The sequence below is a fragment of the Agrobacterium rosae genome (assembly GCF_002915175.1).
Lineage (GTDB): Bacteria > Pseudomonadota > Alphaproteobacteria > Rhizobiales > Rhizobiaceae > Agrobacterium > Agrobacterium rosae.
In genome coordinates this window covers 1-15610 of the sequence record NZ_NXEJ01000016.1, presented here as the reverse complement: position 1 = coordinate 15610, position 15610 = coordinate 1, and the positions used below count along the sequence as shown (strand labels likewise).

Below are 15610 nucleotides of genomic sequence, written 5' to 3'. Positions count from 1 at the left end.
GTTGACGCCGATCAAAGATCGACGCTGTTGGGCAAGATGACGAGATCGCGGATGGTAATATTGCGCGGCCTCGAGAGCATGAAGAGGACAGCGTCTGCCACTTCCTTCGGCTGCATCAGGCTGCCATTGGCAAGAGCATCCTCCAGCTTGGCCTTCGGCCAGTCATCGATCAATGCCGTAACCACTGGACCGGGCAGCACTGCGCCAACACGCACGCCATGCGGCGCGACCTGACGACGGGTGGAATGCACGAATGCCTGAACCGCGAATTTCGATGCGGTATAGATCGGCTCCCAAACAACGGGCACGACACCGGCAATCGAACTGGTAAACAGGATGTCGCCTGACTTTTGGGCAATCATGTGCGGGAGCACCGCATGCACCGAACGGAAGGCGGCATTGATATTGAGGTTCAGCATCCGGTCCCATGCATCCGGATCGCCTTCAGCCACCGGTCCGCCGACATACGCACCGGCATTGGCGTGAAAAATATCGAGCCCGCCGGCGACGTCCAAAATACGTGGCAGCATGGCAGAGACTTCAGGCCCATTCAGCAGATCAACCACCAATGGCTTGGCTTTGTCCCCAAGTTCAGCACACAGAGCCTCTAATTTGTCCTTGGCGCGGTCGATCAACACGACGGTCGCGCCTTCGGCGAGCAGAGTGCGGGCGCATTCCAGGCCGATGCCCGATGCGGCACCCGTAATAGCGGCAACCTTGCCCTTCATGAGTTCAGTCATCAGAGTTTCTCCAGTATGGTATTAGGCGCGGCCATGGCTGACGCGGGACCGACGTGCTAGCGAGTCGACAATGACGGCGATGGCAAGGACTGCCCCGGTTATCATGTAGCGCAGCGATGAGTTGAGGTTGAGCAAGGTCAGACCATTGGAAATGGCCTGGATGACGATGATGCCTAGCAGTGCCGAATAAGCACTACCGCGCCCACCGAAAAGGCTGGTGCCGCCGATAACGGCTGCCGCGATTGCATTCAGGTTGACGTCGCCGGTACCGGCCTGCTGGCTGGACGAGGCCAGCCGCGAAGCAGACAGCACGCCGCCGAGCGCACCCAGTGTCGAGCACAGCATGAACGCGCTCATATAGATACGGCGGACATTGATGCCGGAGCGACGGGCCGCCTCCCTGTTGCCACCGACGGCAAACATCGACCGGCCCCATTGGGTCTTGGTCAGTGCGTAATTGAGGATGACGGCCAATGCGACGAAAAGGCCGAACATGTAGGGTACGCCGCGGCCAAGGTTCAGATAGTAGACAGCGAATTCAAAAATCACCGTCAGCACGATAGCCTTGATCACCAAGCTGCTGAGCGGCTGTGCCGACAAATTGACCGCTAGACGGCGCTGACGAACGAGGTAGCCGGTGACGACCAACACCAAGCCTGGCATGAGAGCCAGCGCATAGGACAGCCAGTCTGGCATCACCAAAATCTGACCGAAACGTACCAGTGGCGAGGCATAGGGAAGATTGATGCTGCCCGTCGGGCCAAGGATGTAGAGCTGTAAGCCGAGCAAGGCGAGCAGGCCTGCAAGTGTCGCCACGAAACTCGGCATGCCCAGGCGGTTATACATGACGGAATAAAGAGCGCCGACCAGCGCGCCAAACACCAGAGCTGCGAAAATCGCGACGGTGATTGGCAAGCCGGTGTTTACCCACAGCACGCCAATGATCGCGGACGACAGGCCACTCATCGAGCCGACGGACAGGTCGATCTCTCCGAGCAAGAGCACACAGACGATGCCAAGCGAAATGATACCGACCGTAGCGCAATCAAACAGCAGGTTGACCAGGTTGTTCGGAGCCAGAAAGACCGGATTGAGGATGCTGAACACTGTCGAGATGACAATCAGACCGATGGCCACCGGCAGCATGCCGAGGTCGCCAGAGCGCACGCGGTTGAAGAAACCGCGGACCATTCCCGCTATGCCGTCATCATGCTCGACGCGAACATCGCTGCGGTCGAGAGCTGACGTCTTGCTGGACGGATCGTTGGACATATTCTGGCTCATAAGGGGCTCCCGGTCGTTTCCGTGTGTCCGGTTTTGCGCTCATTGCGGCGTGACACCGAGTTTTCGGTCGCACCAGTGATGGATGCGACAAGCTCCTGATTGGAAGCGTCGGGTTCGAAGACGCCGTTGTTTCGACCGAGCCGCAGCACGACGATGCGATCGGCGACGGCGCGAACATCTTCCATGTTGTGGCTGATGATGATGACACCGAGGCCACGATCGCGCACCCGCTCGATTAGGTTCAACACCTCGGCCGTCTGGGCAACGCCAAGCGCGGCTGTCGGCTCGTCTAGCATGATGATTTTGGGATCAAGCAGCAGCGACCGCGCAATCGCAACCGTCTGGCGCTGCCCGCCGGATAGCGAGGCAATAGGTTCCCGCACGGATGGAATGCGCGCAGCAAGCTCCTTGAGCAGCGTCCAGGCGCGAACTTCCATGGCGACTTCGTCTAGGTTCCACGGCGACATTTCATGGCCGAGGAAAAGATTGGCAACGACATCGAGATTTTCGCATAGGGCCAAATCCTGAAAAACGGTGGCTATACCAAGTTCGAGCGCGCGGCTGGGACTATCGAGAGAGACCTCCTGACCGCAAAATTCGATCGTGCCTGAGGTCGGCTGGTGAACGCCAGCCAAAACCTTGACCAGGGTAGATTTGCCCGCACCATTATCACCAACCAGCGCAACGACCTCGCCGGCCCGCACCTCCAGGTCGATATCGGTCAGTGCCGACACCGCACCAAATTTTTTCGAAATTTTGCTCAGTCTGAGAAGTGTGCTCCCCTTCTCCGGGACGATTGTGTGTGTCTGCACCATGAGATCAGGCTCTTTGTTGGTTCGCTGACATGTCCGACCGGACAAGGATGTCCGATCGGGCAACTGAGGACGATTACTGCGTGATGCCAAGCTTCTTGCAGCCAGCGGCGTATTCGCCGGTGCAAACTTCCTGGACGGTCTGAATCTTCTTGTCGAAGATTTCCGCCTTTATGTTTTCCGCCGTGACAACAGCGGGGACGAATAGCTCGGAGGGTGTATCGTAAAGAGAGGTCTTGGCCTCAGGCTTCTCGCCTTTCAGGAACTGGACCGCCACTTTGGCCGCTGCAGCCGCAACGATTTCCGAAGGCTTGGAGATCGTGTTGTATTGGTCACCGGAAATGACCAGTTGCAACGCCGCGATGGTCGCGTCATTACCTGTCACAGGCGGAACCGGATTGACGCCAGCGGCCTTGAAGGCGGCAATCGCGCCGCCGCCCGTGCCGTCATTGGCTGCAACCACGCCCTTGATGTCGGCACCGAAGCGGGTGATCTGGCCCGCAGCCCATTCCTGAGCTTTAGGCGGAGCCCATTCGGGCGTGTCGAATTCGGCCAGCGTTTTGTAGCCCGAATCCTTCAGGCCGAGATGCACGCCATCGCGGATCAGGCCAGCGGCCGCATCCGTGGGTGAACCGTTGATCTGGAGAACGCCTGCCCCAGCGGGAACACCGCTCGCCTTTAGATGCGCGACGAGAGACTTGGCAATTGCTTGGCCTATCCCCTGATTGTCGAACGAAACATAGTAGTCAGCTGGCTTTGCAGGGATGGGACGGTCATAGGCAATCACCTTGACCTCCTGGGACTGGGCGATTTCGACGAGTGCCGCGGCGGCTGCGGAATCGACGGGGTCGAGCACAATCACCTTCGCGCCCTGGGCGATCACGGAGTTAAACTGCTGCTGCTGAAGTGCTGCATCGCCATTGGCATTCTGATAGATCAGCGTGCACTTTGCGCAGAGCTTTGCCATTTCGGCTTTGAAGCCCGGATAGTCGTGGTTTTCATATCGTGTCGAAGCCTGATCGGGCATTAGGAACGCGACGGTAGCCGCCTCCTGCGCGGAAGCCGATCCCGCAAACATTGCACCAGCAGCAGCTGACACCAACATCATTGAACGAAGTCTCATAGTCTCCTCCTCTTGAATTCAAAATTGTTACCGAGAGACGCGGTCCGGTTTCTCCAAGCTTCTTCCGTTTATGCCGCAAGCAGCAGAACTGTCGATCAATTGCTGTCGGGTGTATCCCGGCGCAAAAATAAACTGGAAACCAACTCGGATGCCTCCCGGCCGACCCTCCACAGTCAACCAATAACATCGATTGCGCAGCTTTGCTCAATCGATGAAGCAGATTGCTCCTTTACCGGATTGATGTCAAGGCTATGTTTGGAAGTGGAGGAATGTGTGAATCAGGACAAACCGACGAAAAAGACCACAATCTACGATTTGGCCACACTTGCGCAGACGTCCGCCAGTGCAGTCAGCGCTGTGCTCAATGGTACCTGGAAGAAACGCAGGATCAGCAGCAGTCTGGCCGAGAAGATCACGCAGATCGCGAAGGAACAGGGCTATGCGGTGAACATGCAGGCCAGCCTGCTGCGTCGAGAGAAGTCGCATATCATCGGCATGATCGTGCCAAAATACGACAATCGCTATTTTGGATCCATTGTTGAAACGTTTGAGACGATGGCGCGAGAGCGCGGCCTGTTTCCAATCATCACCTGCACACGGCGCGATCCTGCGCTTGAGATCGAAGCGGCCCAAACCCTTTTGTCGTATCAGGTCGAATGGCTGGTCTCGACGGGAGCAACTGACCCCGACCGCATCAGCGATCTTTGCAATCAGGCAGGCGCGCGGAGTGTCAATCTCGACCTTCCCGGCAGCAAGGCACCATCGATCATTTCCGACAACTTCGGTGGAGCATACGAACTGACCCGGCGAATTCTCGCCAATAGCAAACGCAAGCTGGGCTCAGCCCAACCCCTCCTCTTCATCGGCGGTCGCGGCAGTGACCACAATACCACGGAGCGCGTTCGCGGTTTTCGCGCGGCTCACCACGATATCGGCATTCCAGTCGACGACACTCATATTCTTGCATCCGGTTACGCCCCGGAGAAGGCCGAGAGTTCCCTTCAAGCACTTGCACGCTCCGGTGATCCGCTACCTGTTGGAATGTTCGTGAACTCAACGATTTCACTGGAAGGCGTTATGCGCTGGATCAAGCGATCAGGGTACTACAAGGACCGCACACCGATCATCGGCTGTTTCGACTGGGACCCCTTTGCCGCCTTGCTGGGGGACGAGATCGAGATGGTTCGGCAAGATGTTCAAGGGATGTTGGATGCCGTCTTCGACGTTATAGACAAAGGCATGACGATGGGATCGCTTATAGAGATCCCACCAATATTTATCGCTTCTGAGCAAATGTAATTACATCAACATGGATGAGCCTCTTACGCGTTCATGTCTCAATCCACGCAGTTGCGCCTGGGAGACCCGCGGACGCTTCGCCGCTTCATTGAAGAGTTCGCACAGGTACCAGATCCGGGACTGGATTACTGAGCGGCGTCCGCGCTGAAGCCCATCGAGCCCATGACCGGTGAGAATTTCAAAACCGCGCCAGCGCCCGTTTATGAAATCGAGATCTGCGGCTAGAAGCGCATCGATGGCCTGAAGGATTTTCTCCGGCGACGCGCCGCGGGTGGATAGAATTTTCAAACCTTTGCAATTGTTTTTCCGAAACTCGCTTTTTATATATTATATATATCAGGACGAGTGGCACCAAATGAGGATTGCTGACAGGCTGATACTGGACGGCGAAAAAGTTTGGTCGACTGTAGGTCCGGTGTTTTTTTTGAGTTCGTTACGATTGGTTCTGCGTGTCACCCGCGACGTCCCGCAATCCACGTGGCATGCTGTTCATGCAATCCAATCCTGTTGAGGTAACAAGAAATTGGTCCTCAACCATAAGCGCTCCAAAATTCTGTCCATAAAAAGGGGCTTCGAGCGCCACAACCATATTGGGCTCGATGACTTCCGGATTTCCTGCAGAAAAGAACGGCCACTCCTCTATCCCAACGCTCCCACCAACCGAGTGGCCGAAATGACCGCGATAATATTCGCCAAAACCATCACGGTGCATGGAAGACAGCATGGCTTGATGGACCGCGCCGAAGTTATTGCCTGGCTTGATCTCTTCTAGGCCTGCGGCAAACGCAGCTTCCAGCGCTTTGAAGATGTCCTGAGCCAGCCGGGATGGTGGACCATATGAGAAGGTCCGCGCGCTGTCAGACGAATATCCATCGACCAGTGTGCCGACGTCGGCCTTGATCAGGACGCCCGGTGCGACTACGGCCGACATATCCGACAAGTTTGGACCAACCGAAATGAAATCCCAGTGTCCGCTTAAAGAAAACCCGTTTGCTTTCGCTGCGTCTTGCGCGCCGATCTTCCACTCCGCGGAGAGTTCGGATAAGTAAGCGCCGGGCCGAATGTTCTGAACCATTCGTGCAAGGCCGCCCTCCGCAGCAGTTGCAGCCTTGCGCAATCGTTCGATTTCGACTGGCGTCTTGACGGCCCGCAATCGGCGCAAAACCTCTGAACCATCCACCCACTGAACCTTCGGCACCGCCCGCTTCAACGCTTCAAAGTCAGCGGCTGGCATGAATTCGAGATCGACACCGATTCTGCCGCCGGCAAGGTTGCGCTCTTTCAACAGATCAAAAAGCAGATTGAAACTTGCTACACGGTCGAAAGTCTCCGGCCTTGGTCCTGTTACACCGCTGCTATTATAAAGGGCATCGATATCGGCAACCGCTTCGGCACCAGCCATATCGACCGTGTCGATCCAGATGCGGTGAATACGAAGGTCAACAGCGGGTACCTTCTCAACGATATAACCCGCAGCATGGTCGCTGACAACAGCTCCCAGGCGCGCAGATGCATCGGCTGGCACGAGTGCGACGGCTCCCCCAGCCCTGCCCCACATCGTCGCCACACCGGCTGATGCGCCGACCACGTATCGAAAGGCCTCGGGTTGAAACAGAGCGAGTGCATCTAACCCAGCCTTCTGCATCAATCGTTCCGCATGCTTTCTGTCGACATCGCCCATAGCTGCCCCTTGCATTTTAACACTTACGACTTAGCGGAGCTTTTGACGACACGCTAGCGAGAGAAGACACGTCCAAACACCGTCTGAATTTGCAGAACGCATTTGATATTAAAAGCATTGCTGCCGTGCTCGAGCTGGAGACCACCACTATCAAGGAACTGAACGCGCCTGTTACGGCGCGACGAACACTGTCAACGAGAGATTTCGGAGGCCGATGCCTCAGTGCAACTCTATGCCAATATTTACCGGATATATGTGCCCCTTCAATATTCAGGGCCTTGTCGCCCACCTCCATACACCTTGCTCGATCAAATTTTTAATGTTGCGATAGCCTGTCCCTTTTCTTTGGGGGTGTGTAAAGCACGCATGGAAGCCGACAAAGGAACGCAGATGTCTTTCACCGTAGAGAAAATAATTCCCGCTGCGCGTATGCGCCAGTTCCATCAGATGGTGGATCGCTGGCTTAACGAGGGTCCGATCAGGCTCGCGACAAACGCTACGATAACGGCAATGGACAATGCCGGAATCACGAAAGCCGAACAGACGGCGATCATCGAGGACCGGGATATCATCATGAGACACAATATGCGTCTTGGTGTCATCAGCGAAGTCTTCGCACAAGCCATCGAGAAAACGGTGAACTCGTCGCGATCAGGCAGTGATGCACAGGATGAGATTGCTCGCTTGATTGTGACTGCAGTTGGCATTCGCCAGAACGATGACAGTGAACGGATCACATTCACTTTCACTTCTCAAACTGAGGCAGAAGTGTTCGATAAATCTATCTGAAAGCATCTCAAGCAGGTTGAATTGTGATTGCTTGAGAGCCACCCAGCCGTTGCACCGCCGTTCGCCGTCTATTTTGCCACAAACCGTGATCAGGGTAAGGAAAGGCCTGAAGAATGGGTGGAGCTAATCTGCTGGGGTGAGAACGATCTTGCCACGGGCGCGACCAGCCTGAGATAGCGTAAGTGCCTGCCTGATCTCTGCCAACGGCAGAACCGTATCGACGTGTGCTACCACTTTGCCAGCCTCGACCAGTTCAGCGATCGAGACCAGATTACGCGCGTTCGGAACGGTGAACGATCGCTTTACGCTGACCCCATAGCGCTCTGCTTCGTCGTTGGGGAAGGCTACGACCGTAACCATGAAACCGCCCTTCCTGAGTGTCTCGAAAGCCCGTTGAAATGTCTCTCCTCCCATTGTGTCGAGGACGATATCGACCTCGCGTGCCGCGTCTTCAAAGGGTCGGGTTGTATAGTCGATGAACTCGTCGGCACCGAGAGCCCGAACGAAGTCTTCGTTGCGACCCGACGCTACCGCTGTGACATGCGCCCCGCAGGCCTTGGCGAACTGAACGCCAAGAGAACCGACCCCGCCCGAACTGTTTGTGATGAGAAGACGTTGTCCGGCGGAAAGTCCTGCTTCATCGAAAAGCGCCTGCCACGCAGTGGAGCCTGCAAGTGGGAGGGCCGCTGCATGAATGACGTCGATATTATCAGGCGTACGCACGACATTGATTGCTTTGGCAACCGCATAGTCTGCAAAGGCACCGGTGTGTACCATACCGAAGATGGTATCACCCTGCTGGAAGTTGTCGACGCCAACACCAAGCTTTTCAATCGTGCCGACAAATTCGCTTCCGAGGTGGATCGGCAGGGTCATTCCCATGCGCTGGCCCATGCCCCCACGAATTTTCCAGTCAATCGGGTTCACGCCTGCCGCGTGAACCTTCACCAAGACCTCACCAACCCCTGGCTGGGGCCGATCGACCTCAGCGATCTCCACCACATCATTGGACCCGTACTCCCGGATAATAGCGGCTCTCATCTTCACGTCTCCTAAATATTGACCTACTCTCTAATAAAGGCGTAGTTTCTCGATGTGATGCCAATCGGCATCGCAGACAGGCCATTCCAGATGCACCCACCTTTCAATGTCCATCGCATGATCAAACCAAGCGGTTCAGCCCTGCCGTTACATAGTCATGATGAAGCGCAACTCACCTATGCTGCGTCTGGTATGATCCAGCTTCATACAGACGAAGGTGTCTGGCTCGTGCCTCCTCAGCTTGCGGCATGGATTCCGGCAGGTGTTCCCCATCGCCTGGATATCATAACTGATGCCGAGCTTTGGATGGTGCAGTGGCAACCAACTGCAATCGCAACCTGGGCTCCTCCAAATTTCCCGGATCGCGCCTTCGCATCCAAGGTCACACCGTTACTCCAGTCACTGCTTGCCGCGGCCGTCGAAGACGATGCGTCGTCGGTTAAAGCAGAACTTGTCGTGAGGCTGATACTCCTTGAATTGAGCGCAGTGTCAGATGCACCCACCTACCTTCCAATCCCCAGCAACGCTGTCGCAAAGCGGGTAGCTGAGATCGCTCTTGGCGATCATCGCAATCGCATGGATTTGAACGAGTTGGCATCGCGAGCCGCAACCTCGGTTCGGACAGCAAGCCGTCTGTTTCCGATGGAGACCGGAATGACGCTCAAAGCCTGGAGGCAACGGGCGCGGATCGTAAAAGCCATGGAGCAGCTTGCCCTGGGCAAGGCAATCGCCGAAGTGGCGAGCGACGCAGGCTTCTCAAGCACCGCCGCGTTTTCCTGTGCGTTCAGGCAGGTGACCGCGACAACACCCGGCGCTTTCATAGGCGAACCTCGACATCAAAAGCACCTGTTGTAAATGTCAATATCCGTTTTTTTAAACGCGTTGCCCCCATGGCCGCATTCGCTTTTAACCGAGAAACTCGCCTGTTAGAGTTAGCGGCCTCGACGGAATGACTGCCGTGATTCCTTTGCAGTATCTGAAAAACCCGAAGGCTTGTTCCTGACCCAGTTGACAAATGTCTGCACCGCAGGATCTTCCAAGATGGCCTCGATCGTGGAAAACTTCTTGGCGAGTTGGGCATCGGTGAAGATCGAATGTATCTGGTCGTGACAGATACGGTGCAGGCAGACGGTTTTCTTTCCACCCTTACTCTTGGGAACGAGATGATGCTCGTCCCTCTGATCATCCGGGATGACGCGCTCGCACATCTGACAGAACACGGGCTCTGGCTTAGGCTCGTCCCATGAAGCCAACTCATCTCTATTCTTGCGGGCCAACGCTTCATCTTTCCTAATGTAGACCCCGGATGCTGTTCCCGAGGATCGGTGCTACTGTCAACACGCGGACGCCAGTAGCACGAACCAGTCAGAACCGCATCGCTTCTTATGGCCCAAACCCGTCATTGACGATTGTACTGGATGAAGCGTGGTGCTTAATTGGTCCTCTCCGATATCTCGCTTTTGATCCATAATGCCAGCGCAATTGCACTGAACGCGGCCCCGACGAGAGAAATCCCCATCCAGCCGAACCTTGAGTAGATCGTCGTGGCGGCAATAGCGCCGACGGCGCTGCCAACCGAGTAAAAGACCATGTAGCCTCCGATCAACCGGCCGCTTTTTTGCGGGTTGAAAGCCACGATGGCGCTGAGATTAGTGACGTGGACTGCCTGTACCGCCAGGTCCATCAAGACGACGCCTACAAGCAGCAGCATCATCGAAACCGGAAGGAGAGCGATAAGTCCCCAGGATGACAGCAGGATCGCCAGAGAAAACCCTGTTGTCCATCGACCGTGCCCCCTGTCCGCAAGTCTTCCAGCGCATGTTGCGGCAATCGCTCCCGCCAGTCCAACCAGTCCAAACAGGCCTATCCTCGTATGTGAATAGGAAAATGGTGGGGCGCTGAGCGGAAGGACAAGCGCAGTCCAGAAGGTGCTGAAGGCAGCAAAAATCAAAAGTGCAAGCACGCCTCGATACAGCAAGCTCCGCTCCCGGAGAAACATCGTTGGAATAGAGAGTAAAGCATGGGTATAGGTCTCCATGTTCTGTTTCGCATATTGGCGCGGCAGCATCGACATGAGAACGATGACCATCACAAGTGCAATAGAGGCAGAGATCAAATACACCGCCCGCCATCCGCCGATATCTGCAATCGCTCCTGAAAATGATCGAGCGGCAAGAATGCCTGTTACGATTCCGCTGGTAACCATGCCGACGACCCTACCCCGCTGGGCAGGAGTGGCTAAAGCCGCTGCCTGAGCAACAAGTGTCTGTACGAGAACAGCCGACAAGCCGACCGCACCCATGCCTGTCAGCAACATCGCGCTCGTTCCTGCCGTCCCGACAGTCACGAGAGCGATCCCCAACAACAATCCCTGAGCAATGATGAGCTTACGACGGTCGATGAGATCGCAAATCGGGACGATGAAGATCAACCCCAAGCAGTAACCGACCTGCGTCACCATCACGATGAGGCCGACAGTGGCTGCCGGTATTCCAAGATCATGCGCCATCAGGTCAAGCAAAGGCTGTGCGTAGTAGATGTTCGCGACACTCAGACCGGCTGCGGCGGCAACGATCAGGGTCTGCACTCCCGACAATCCCTCCACCTCCACTCCTGGCGCAGCATTGTTTGTTTTCTTTTCCATTTGGCGGCCCTTGTGATCGTGTTTTCGGTCCACTCCCAGACCACTTGGCTCACCGCACTTCTAGTTCTAAAATAGAACCAGTTTCTGAAGGACGGAGGATGTGACTGATGGTGAAACGTGTGAGCCTGTGGAATTCCGGTTGTCCGGTGGCGCGTTCTCTCGATGCAATCGGAGACTGGTGGTCGCTCCTGATCATCCGCGATGCTTTCGATGGCAAGCGCCGGTTCGGTGAGTTCCAGAACGGGCTCGGCATCAGCAGGGGCGTATTGACCACTCGGCTTCGTGAGCTGGTAAGCCGCGGAATTTTTGAGACCGCACCAGCATCGGATGGAACTGCCTACCGGGAATATGTCCTTACCGCAAAGGGACGCGGGCTGTTCCCAGTCATCGTTGCACTCCGGCAGTGGGGCGAAGATTTCTTGTTCGCCGACGGCGAAGAACGTTCATCACTGGTGGATCAAGAGACCGGTATGCCAATCGCACGGCTTGTTATCCGATCCGCGGATGGTCGACCCCTTAATTGGAACGAAACGCGGGTGACAATCTGAGCATCTGAAGGTCGGTGGGTTGCTCTCACGCAAGCGTACACAATTGGCGCAAAGCAGTTGGGGATGCCCCTCCACACCAACCGATCCCGCGTTTGCCGCAACCAGTCGCGCAAAGACCCGGTGAAATCCGAACGGCACGCCTTCCCGCCGGTCAGGGATGAAGTCGGTCCGACCGAGAACCGACATGGATGGCAGTACAACACCCGGTAGGTTTTCAGTCGCTGCAACTTGAATTTCCTGCGAACCGGCATAGTGGCGCAAGACGACGATGAGGTATGAGATGACAGGAACCTGGTGTCTGAGTCATAAACGCAACAAACCGGACTATCTCAGACCAGGGACACCGTCGTCCCACTATCCAGAACGATGTACAGGTCCCTGATCATGCCAGCAGCGAGAAGAAATGTGTCTCGAACCTGGCTGTCATCGCGCCATCCTCGCTCGACGGATAATGCGGTCGTGTGAATATCAAGCACGACATCACGGCCGGGGCCGTTTGGAATACCGACCGCTTCGCGCAAATCCTTGATCGTTGCGACGGCACGCTCCAACATCCGACGCTTTTGAAACGCATCGAGACGGTCGATGCGATTGGCATCTCGAACAAGGTCACCAATGAAATCTGTCGTCAGGCTCATGGTTGAAAAATGCCGCACGCATCCGACTTTTCAAGTCTCGGCGGAACAAAAAGTACCAAAATTAGCGCTTTGATTTTCTCTGTGATCCAACAGCATCACCACACAACCGATACACGTAATTTCTACGGCTGTCGTCATCCAGCGAACGCTGGCCGATCCACCTGTCGTTACCGAAACCTCCCCACTACCTGGCAGAACCGACGCGCGGCTTAACGAACTGCTGCCGGTTCGAATGACAAGAAGAAGCCCGCCCCGCACGGACTTCTTCTATTTCCAGCGGAACCAGATCAGGCGGCCTGTGGAGCCATCGCGGCAGCGCCTGGCTTTTTCAGCAGCATGACGGCGACAGCGGCGAGCAAGCACATGACGCCTGCAATCTGCAGGGCCGGCATGTAGGTGTCGTAATCGCTCTTGAACCAGCCTGCACCGAAGGCCGCGGTCGCCGCACCGAACTGGTGGCCGGCAAACACCCAGCCGAAGATGAGGCCGGCCTTTTCGCGTCCGAAGTTTTCCGCTGCGAGTTTGACTGTCGGCGGGACTGTCGCCACCCAGTCGAGGCCGTAGAAGATGGCGAAGACGGACAACTCTATGGTGCTGAAGCCGGAGAATGACAGGTAGATCAGCGACAGGCCACGTAGTCCGTAAAACCAGAAAAGCAGGATGCGGTTGTCGTATCGGTCTGAGAGCCAGCCGGCAAAGATCGTGCCGACGAAATCGAAGATGCCAATGACGGCAAGCGTGCCAGCGGCGGTGACGGCGGCCATGCCGAAATCGCCGCAGATGGAGATCCAGTGCGTCTGGATCAGCCCATTGGTGGAGAGGCCGCAGATAAAAAAGTTACCGAAAAGGACCCAGAAGACCGGACTTCCAGAAACGCTCTTCAGGGTAACGAGTGGGGATCCGAGCGTGGTCAGGAGCTTATGATCATGCTTTGGCGGCTTGGATATGGTGGTTTCGCCATAGGCAGGCAGGCCGACATCGGCGGGGTGGTCGCGCATCAGCAGCAGCACGAGTGTGAAGGCGATGGCCAGCACGGCAACCGTCATGGTCAGCGCCGTGCGCCAGCCGTATGCTTCAGTGAGTGCTGCCAGAAGCGGTAGGAACACCAGCTGGCCCGTGGCATTGCTAGCCGTCATCAGGCCGATGACGAGGCCGCGGCGTTTCGAAAACCAGCGGGTGGCCACGGTGGCACCGAGCACCAGAGCGGTCATCCCAGTGCCGACACCGATGACGACACCCCAGAGCAGCAGCAACTGCCAGACTTCAGTCATGAAAAAGGAGGCGACGATGCCGAACACGATCATACCGAGCGCGGTGGAGACGACCTGACGGATGCCGAAATGGTTCATGAAGGCGGCGGCGAATGGTCCGAGCAGCCCGAACAGGACAAGGCGCACGGCCATGGCGGTGGAGATGTCGGCGATATCCCAGCCGAATTCCTGATGAAGCGGCTGGATCATCACGCCGGCCGAGCCCATGGCCCCGGCGGTTGCCAGCATGGTCAGGAAGGTGGTCGCGGCGACGACCCATCCGTAATGAAGTTTTCTCGCCGCCATCCAGCCGGCAACGCCTGTCGATATCATTGGTGATCCCTGCGTATGCCGCTGTGATACAGTGATATTAAGGGTAGCTACCCGCATTTGCGTGTGGAAACCCGTATCCGTTTCAAAAAATCAGAGTTCTGCGAGGAGTTCCTGAAGTTGCCGCGCCTTCTCGCGCCCGAGGCGGGCCTCTATGTCGTCCTGCACGCCATCCCAGAGGGGAGCACCCTTATCCAGTATCTCGCGACCTTTCTCTGCGATCATCAGCACTGCCTCGCGCTGGTCTTCCCCGTGTCCGATAGCGATCAACTCCAACCGTTCCAGAACCTTGGCATTGCGGCCGACGGTTGAGCGGTCAAGTTCCACCTTATGCGCCAGATCGGTCAGCGATACCGGCTCCATCCTACGGATGTTTCTGAGCAGGCTGAACTGGCCGATATTGACGCCCAGCGGAGCCAGCGCCTCGTCATAATAGGACGAGACCTTCCGGGTCGCCTTGCGCAACAGGATGCAGTGGCACGTATCGTTCGACATGGTTCACGGGTATATACCCGGACTTGTGTTTAAGCAAGCGGGTGTCCACCCACGATTTGATCAGGCCGCGGCGCGTGAAGCAAGCATGGTACGGATGTCTCCGCCGTGATTTCTGCTTTGGCCGCAAAAGCTGCAGACCATGACATCATCGTCGCTCGAAAACAAAATCCGTCTTGCCGCTCGCAGCCTGTCTTTGGGAGACAGTTCAACCAGCATTATCGTCCATCTGCGTGAGAGGCTCTTCCATGCGCATCCTCTTCAAGCTTTAGCAGATGCTCTTCGCAAACGTGTTTGACCAATTCGAGAAGATGCGCTGTTCGTTCACCGAGCCAGACGAGCGCTTCCTCGCTGATCTCGAAATGTTTGGAATACCGAGCCTTTACATAGGCTTCGTTGATCGTGTTAAACCAGGCCCGTTCCCGATGTTGATCACGCGGAAACGCCTCCACCAAGCGGAGGTCCTGCTCCTCAGCGAGCGAGCGCAAAAACTTGATGTTATGCGACGGCGGACCATAGTTGGTCACAGTCAACAAGACACAAGAATAAGCCTGCTCAAGTGCTTGATGTAACGCAAACGCGGCGTCTTTTCGCCACTTAACGTCAGCCTCGGAATTTGAAAGCTGAAACATTGCAGTCTTCAGTGATCGGCGAGAATTAGGGAGCCGTTCCTCAAAATGCTCCCGAGCAACCCTCAACCGCTCTTCCGCAGTGAGCGGCTTCGGCTCAGCCAATGGCTCGTCATCCAGCTCGTAAAGGACGATGCCTTCCTTGCGGATGTCCGAAAAGAAGTATTGACCTTCCTTCAGCTGCGTGTTCACCTCACGACGTGAGTGAACGATGAACTGGGTCGGCGTTTCGATAAAGCTATCGCGGATCAACCGGTCGGCTGCCTTGTACCAGTATTCGGCAAAGTCGGTCAGCTTGCGATTGTTGACG

17 protein-coding genes are annotated in these 15610 nt (G+C 56.2%); 4 read left to right on the top strand and 13 right to left on the bottom strand.

Going from position 1 to position 15610, the window contains the following annotated elements:
- Positions 1-11: 11 nt before the first annotated feature.
- The 4 genes from CPJ18_RS26065 to CPJ18_RS26050 all read right to left on the bottom strand — a co-directional run bounded on the left by CPJ18_RS26065 (position 12) and on the right by CPJ18_RS26050 (position 3959).
- The gene (locus CPJ18_RS26065; protein WP_077105486.1) at positions 12-740 is read right to left on the bottom strand and encodes an SDR family oxidoreductase; all 729 of its coding nucleotides are present in this window, start codon (positions 738-740) and stop codon (positions 12-14) included.
- Between the two features lie 21 nt (positions 741-761).
- Positions 762-2024 carry a sugar ABC transporter permease gene (locus CPJ18_RS26060; protein ID WP_077123209.1) on the bottom strand — a complete coding sequence of 421 codons (1263 nt, stop codon included), beginning with the start codon at positions 2022-2024 and terminating at the stop codon, positions 762-764.
- The gene (locus tag CPJ18_RS26055) at positions 2021-2839 is read right to left on the bottom strand and encodes an ATP-binding cassette domain-containing protein (protein WP_103660455.1); all 819 of its coding nucleotides are present in this window, start codon (positions 2837-2839) and stop codon (positions 2021-2023) included. Before CPJ18_RS26055 ends, CPJ18_RS26060 begins: the two co-directional genes overlap by 4 nt.
- Positions 2840-2912: 73 nt before the next feature.
- Positions 2913-3959: an ABC transporter substrate-binding protein gene (locus CPJ18_RS26050; protein WP_077105489.1), complete on the bottom strand. Its 1047-nt coding sequence runs from the start codon at positions 3957-3959 to the stop codon at positions 2913-2915.
- A 273-nt stretch (positions 3960-4232) separates the two neighbouring features.
- Between CPJ18_RS26050 and CPJ18_RS26045 the strand changes: the two genes are divergently transcribed.
- On the top strand, positions 4233-5258 hold the full coding sequence (locus CPJ18_RS26045; RefSeq protein WP_103660463.1) for a LacI family DNA-binding transcriptional regulator: 1026 nt from the start codon (positions 4233-4235) through the stop codon (positions 5256-5258).
- Here the strand turns inward: CPJ18_RS26045 and CPJ18_RS26040 are convergent, their stop codons facing one another.
- Both CPJ18_RS26040 and CPJ18_RS26035 read right to left on the bottom strand, forming a co-directional pair.
- A complete protein-coding gene (locus tag CPJ18_RS26040) occupies positions 5259-5546 on the bottom strand; it encodes a GXWXG domain-containing protein (RefSeq protein WP_103660454.1) in 288 nt (95 codons plus the stop codon). It lies immediately after the preceding gene.
- Between the two features lie 145 nt (positions 5547-5691).
- Complete coding sequence (locus CPJ18_RS26035) at positions 5692-6939, bottom strand: M24 family metallopeptidase (protein WP_103660453.1); 1248 nt, start codon at positions 6937-6939, stop codon at positions 5692-5694.
- Positions 6940-7305: 366 nt separating this feature from the next.
- On the opposite strand from CPJ18_RS26035, the gene CPJ18_RS26030 reads away from it, so the two are divergent.
- The gene (locus CPJ18_RS26030) at positions 7306-7728 is read left to right on the top strand and encodes a hypothetical protein (RefSeq protein ID WP_103588157.1); all 423 of its coding nucleotides are present in this window, start codon (positions 7306-7308) and stop codon (positions 7726-7728) included.
- Positions 7729-7851: 123 nt separating this feature from the next.
- Here CPJ18_RS26030 and CPJ18_RS26025 read toward each other — a convergent pair whose 3' ends face one another.
- Complete coding sequence (locus CPJ18_RS26025; protein WP_103660452.1) at positions 7852-8769, bottom strand: NADP-dependent oxidoreductase; 918 nt, start codon at positions 8767-8769, stop codon at positions 7852-7854.
- 90 nt (positions 8770-8859) lie between these two features.
- On the opposite strand from CPJ18_RS26025, the gene CPJ18_RS26020 reads away from it, so the two are divergent.
- Complete coding sequence (locus CPJ18_RS26020) at positions 8860-9624, top strand: AraC family transcriptional regulator (protein ID WP_103660462.1); 765 nt, start codon at positions 8860-8862, stop codon at positions 9622-9624.
- A gap of 77 nt (positions 9625-9701) precedes the next feature.
- Here the strand turns inward: CPJ18_RS26020 and CPJ18_RS26015 are convergent, their stop codons facing one another.
- Together CPJ18_RS26015 and CPJ18_RS26010 are read right to left on the bottom strand one after the other, a co-directional pair.
- On the bottom strand, positions 9702-10046 hold the full coding sequence (locus tag CPJ18_RS26015; RefSeq protein WP_083716467.1) for an HNH endonuclease: 345 nt from the start codon (positions 10044-10046) through the stop codon (positions 9702-9704).
- A gap of 155 nt (positions 10047-10201) precedes the next feature.
- Positions 10202-11413: an MFS transporter gene (locus CPJ18_RS26010; protein ID WP_103660451.1), complete on the bottom strand. Its 1212-nt coding sequence runs from the start codon at positions 11411-11413 to the stop codon at positions 10202-10204.
- Positions 11414-11520: 107 nt separating this feature from the next.
- Here CPJ18_RS26010 and CPJ18_RS26005 point away from each other — a divergent pair, with 107 nt between their 5' ends.
- Positions 11521-11961, top strand: coding sequence for a winged helix-turn-helix transcriptional regulator (locus CPJ18_RS26005; protein WP_077105495.1), 441 nt, complete (start codon positions 11521-11523; stop codon positions 11959-11961).
- 329 nt (positions 11962-12290) lie between these two features.
- On the opposite strand, the gene CPJ18_RS26000 is transcribed toward CPJ18_RS26005, so the two are convergent.
- The 4 genes from CPJ18_RS26000 to CPJ18_RS25985 form a co-directional block, all read right to left on the bottom strand.
- Positions 12291-12599, bottom strand: coding sequence for a hypothetical protein (locus tag CPJ18_RS26000; RefSeq protein ID WP_103660450.1), 309 nt, complete (start codon positions 12597-12599; stop codon positions 12291-12293).
- Positions 12600-12886: 287 nt separating this feature from the next.
- Positions 12887-14182, bottom strand: coding sequence for an MFS transporter (locus CPJ18_RS25995; RefSeq protein WP_103660449.1), 1296 nt, complete (start codon positions 14180-14182; stop codon positions 12887-12889).
- A 90-nt stretch (positions 14183-14272) separates the two neighbouring features.
- Positions 14273-14674: a MarR family winged helix-turn-helix transcriptional regulator gene (locus CPJ18_RS25990; RefSeq protein ID WP_103660448.1), complete on the bottom strand. Its 402-nt coding sequence runs from the start codon at positions 14672-14674 to the stop codon at positions 14273-14275.
- A 215-nt stretch (positions 14675-14889) separates the two neighbouring features.
- Positions 14890-15610: HEPN domain-containing protein (locus CPJ18_RS25985; RefSeq protein ID WP_103660447.1), on the bottom strand; the 721-nt coding region annotated here is incomplete at its 5' end.

What these genes read in the sequence shown, in the direction of transcription:
- CPJ18_RS26010 (WP_103660451.1), bottom strand. Translation starts at nt 11,413, where the DNA reads ATGGAAAAGAAAACAAACAATGCTGCGCCAGGAGTGGAGGTGGAGGGA.
- CPJ18_RS26030 (WP_103588157.1), top strand. Translation starts at nt 7,306, where the DNA reads ATGGAAGCCGACAAAGGAACGCAGATGTCTTTCACCGTAGAGAAAATA.
- CPJ18_RS25995 (WP_103660449.1), bottom strand. Translation starts at nt 14,182, where the DNA reads ATGATATCGACAGGCGTTGCCGGCTGGATGGCGGCGAGAAAACTTCAT.
- CPJ18_RS25990 (WP_103660448.1), bottom strand. Translation starts at nt 14,674, where the DNA reads ATGTCGAACGATACGTGCCACTGCATCCTGTTGCGCAAGGCGACCCGG.
- CPJ18_RS26020 (WP_103660462.1), top strand. Translation starts at nt 8,860, where the DNA reads ATGCACCCACCTTTCAATGTCCATCGCATGATCAAACCAAGCGGTTCA.
- CPJ18_RS26035 (WP_103660453.1), bottom strand. Translation starts at nt 6,939, where the DNA reads ATGGGCGATGTCGACAGAAAGCATGCGGAACGATTGATGCAGAAGGCT.
- CPJ18_RS26050 (WP_077105489.1), bottom strand. Translation starts at nt 3,959, where the DNA reads ATGAGACTTCGTTCAATGATGTTGGTGTCAGCTGCTGCTGGTGCAATG.
- CPJ18_RS26000 (WP_103660450.1), bottom strand. Translation starts at nt 12,599, where the DNA reads ATGAGCCTGACGACAGATTTCATTGGTGACCTTGTTCGAGATGCCAAT.
- CPJ18_RS26055 (WP_103660455.1), bottom strand. Translation starts at nt 2,839, where the DNA reads ATGGTGCAGACACACACAATCGTCCCGGAGAAGGGGAGCACACTTCTC.
- CPJ18_RS26060 (WP_077123209.1), bottom strand. Translation starts at nt 2,024, where the DNA reads ATGAGCCAGAATATGTCCAACGATCCGTCCAGCAAGACGTCAGCTCTC.
- CPJ18_RS26005 (WP_077105495.1), top strand. Translation starts at nt 11,521, where the DNA reads ATGGTGAAACGTGTGAGCCTGTGGAATTCCGGTTGTCCGGTGGCGCGT.
- CPJ18_RS26025 (WP_103660452.1), bottom strand. Translation starts at nt 8,769, where the DNA reads ATGAGAGCCGCTATTATCCGGGAGTACGGGTCCAATGATGTGGTGGAG.
- CPJ18_RS26065 (WP_077105486.1), bottom strand. Translation starts at nt 740, where the DNA reads ATGACTGAACTCATGAAGGGCAAGGTTGCCGCTATTACGGGTGCCGCA.